3 protein-coding genes are annotated in these 3,024 nt (G+C 69.9%); all 3 read left to right on the plus strand.

The window, feature by feature from the left end:
• Window positions 1-1,199 (plus strand): transketolase-like TK C-terminal-containing protein (locus IE249_RS38570; protein ID WP_308434397.1); only part of this gene is annotated, 1,199 nt, incomplete at its 5' end.
• Window positions 1,200-1,233: 34 nt separating this feature from the next.
• On the plus strand, window positions 1,234-2,352 hold the full coding sequence (gene tal, locus IE249_RS26660) for a transaldolase (protein ID WP_189708683.1): 1,119 nt from the start codon (window positions 1,234-1,236) through the stop codon (window positions 2,350-2,352).
• A 133-nt stretch (window positions 2,353-2,485) separates the two neighbouring features.
• A partial coding sequence (locus tag IE249_RS38575) for a glucose-6-phosphate dehydrogenase (RefSeq protein ID WP_506367519.1) occupies window positions 2,486-3,024 on the plus strand: 539 nt, incomplete at its 3' end.

Raw genomic sequence — 3,024 nt, forward strand, 5'->3', positions numbered from 1 at the left:
AGCACTTCGAGGTGTCCGACGAGGTGCTCAAGCACACCCGTGGCGCGCTCGAGCGGGGCCGCGAGGCGCGGGCCGAGTGGGAGAAGTCCTTCCAGCAGTGGCGCGACGCCGACCCCGAGCGGGCCGCGGAGTACGACCGCGTCGCCGAGGCGAAGCTGCCGGCCGGCTGGGAGGAGAAGATCCCGGTGTTCGAGGCCGGCAAGGGCGTGGCCACGCGTGCCGCCTCCGGCAAGGTGCTCCAGGCCCTGGGCGAGGTGATCCCCGAGCTGTGGGGCGGTTCCGCCGACCTGGCCGGCTCCAACAACACCACCATCGACAAGACGTCGTCGTTCCTGCCCGAGGGCAATCCGCTGCCGGAGGCGAACCCTTACGGGCGCACCATCCACTTCGGCATCCGCGAGCACTCCATGGGCGCCGAGCTGAACGGCATCACGCTGCACGGCAACACCCGTGTCTACGGCGGCACCTTCCTCGTCTTCTCCGACTACATGCGCAACGCGGTGCGCCTGTCGGCCCTGATGCACCTGCCGGTGACGTACGTGTGGACGCACGACTCCATCGGCCTCGGCGAGGACGGCCCGACCCACCAGCCGGTCGAGCACCTGGCCTCGCTGCGCGCCATCCCCGGGCTGAACATCGTCCGCCCGGCCGACGCCAACGAGACGGCGATCGCCTGGCGCGAGATCCTCACCCGCTGGACCAAGGAGTACGGCAAGGGCGCCCCGCACGGTCTGGCGCTCACCCGCCAGGGCGTGCCGACCTACGAGCCCAACGACGACGCGGCGCGCGGCGGTTACGTCCTCTTCGACGCCGAGGGCGCCGACGGGCAGGGCGCCGAGCCGCAGGTGATCCTCATCGCCACCGGCTCCGAGGTGCACATCGCGGTCGAGGCGCGCGAGCGGCTCCAGGCCGAGGGCGTACCCACCCGGGTCGTGTCCATGCCGTCCGTGGAGTGGTTCGAGGAGCAGGACCAGGGGTACCGGGACAGCGTGCTGCCCCCGGCCGTGCGGGCGCGTGTCGCGGTCGAGGCGGGTGTCGGTCTCACCTGGCACAAGTACGTGGGAGACGCCGGGCGCATCGTTTCCCTGGAGCACTTCGGTGCTTCCGCCGACGGCAAGGTCCTCTTCCGGGAGTTCGGCTTCACGCCGGAGAACGTGGCCGCCAAGGCGCGGGAATCCCTCGCCGCCGCCCAGCGCTGACGCTCATATACGACACGTAGGAGATGCATTTTCCATGACAGACGCACTCAAGCGCCTCTCCGATGAAGGCGTCGCGATCTGGCTGGACGACCTGTCGCGCAAGCGGATCACGTCCGGCAACCTCGCCGAGCTGATCGACCAGCAGCACGTCGTGGGCGTCACCACCAACCCGACGATCTTCCAGAAGGCGATCTCCCAGGGCGACGGCTACGACCAGCAGGTCTCGGACCTGGCCGCGCGCCGGGTCACCGTCGAGGAAGCCATCCGCATGATCACCACGGCGGACGTCCGCGACGCCGCCGACATCCTGCGCCCGGTCTTCGACGCCACCGACGGCCAGGACGGCCGGGTCTCCATCGAGGTCGACCCGCGCCTGGCGCACAACACCAAGGCGACGGTCGCCGAGGCCCGGCAGCTGGCCTGGCTGGTGGACCGCCCGAACACGCTCATCAAGATCCCGGCCACCGAGGCGGGCCTCCCGGCGATCGCCGAGACCATCGGCAACGGCATCAGCGTCAACGTCACGCTGATCTTCTCGCTGGAGCGCTACCGCAGGGTCATGGACGCCTACCTGACCGGCCTTGAGAAGGCCAAGGAGCGCGGCCTGGACCTGTCGAAGATCCACTCGGTGGCGTCCTTCTTCGTCTCCCGCGTGGACACCGAGATCGACCGCCGCATCGACGAGATGGGCACCGACGAGGCCAAGGCCCTGCGCGGCAAGGCGGGCGTGGCCAACGCGCGCCTGGCGTACCAGGCGTACGAGGAGGTCTTCGGCTCCGACCGCTGGAGCGCGCTGGAGAACGCGGGCGCGAACAAGCAGCGTCCGCTGTGGGCCTCCACCGGTGTGAAGGACAAGGCGTACAAGGACACCATGTACGTCGAGGAGCTGGTCGCGCCGAACACGGTCAACACCATGCCGGAGGCCACCCTGGAGGCCACCGAGGACCACGGCGAGATCCGCGGCGACGCGGTGCGCGGCACCTACGAGCAGGCCCGCGCGGACCTCGACGCGCTGGAGCGCATCGGGATCTCCTACGACGAGGTGGTCCAGGTCCTCGAGGACGAGGGCGTCGAGAAGTTCGAGGCCTCCTGGAGCGACCTGCTGAAGTCGACCGAGGCGGAGCTGGAGCGCCTCGCCCCCGCGGAGGGCTGAGGCCTTGGCGTCCCACTCCGGCACCGGAGCGAACCCGCTCCGTGACCCCGCCGACCGACGGCTCCCGCGCATCGCGGGGCCGTCGGGCCTGGTCATCTTCGGCGTCACGGGCGACCTGTCGCGCAAGAAGCTGATGCCCGCCGTGTACGACCTCGCCAACCGGGGTCTGCTGCCGCCGGGCTTCTCGCTGGTCGGCTTCGCCCGCCGCGACTGGGAGCACGAGGACTTCGCGCAGGTCGTGCACGACGCGGTCAAGGAGCACTCGCGGACCCCCTTCCGCGAGGAGGTCTGGCAGCAGCTCCTGCAGGGCATGCGCTTCGTGCAGGGCACCTTCGACGACGACGACGCCTTCGAGCGGCTGCGCGGGACGATCGAGGAACTGGACAAGGCGCAGGGCACGGGCGGCAACTTCGCCTTCTACCTGTCCGTGCCGCCGAAGTCGTTCCCGGTGGTCATCCAGCAGCTGAAGAAGCACGGGCTGGCCGACCAGTCCGGCGGCTCCTGGCGGCGCGCGGTCATCGAGAAGCCGTTCGGCCACGACCTGAGGTCGGCCGAGGAGCTGAACAAGGTCGTGCACGAGGTCTTCTCCTCGGACCAGGTCTTCCGCATCGACCACTACCTGGGCAAGGAGACCGTCCAGAACATCCTGGCGCTGCGCTTCGCCAACCAGAT

This window comes from Streptomyces anandii JCM 4720 (assembly GCF_014650655.1).
Taxonomy (GTDB): domain Bacteria; phylum Actinomycetota; class Actinomycetes; order Streptomycetales; family Streptomycetaceae; genus Streptomyces; species Streptomyces anandii.

What these genes read in the sequence shown, in the direction of transcription:
- tal (WP_189708683.1), top strand. Translation starts at nt 1,234, where the DNA reads ATGACAGACGCACTCAAGCGCCTCTCCGATGAAGGCGTCGCGATCTGG.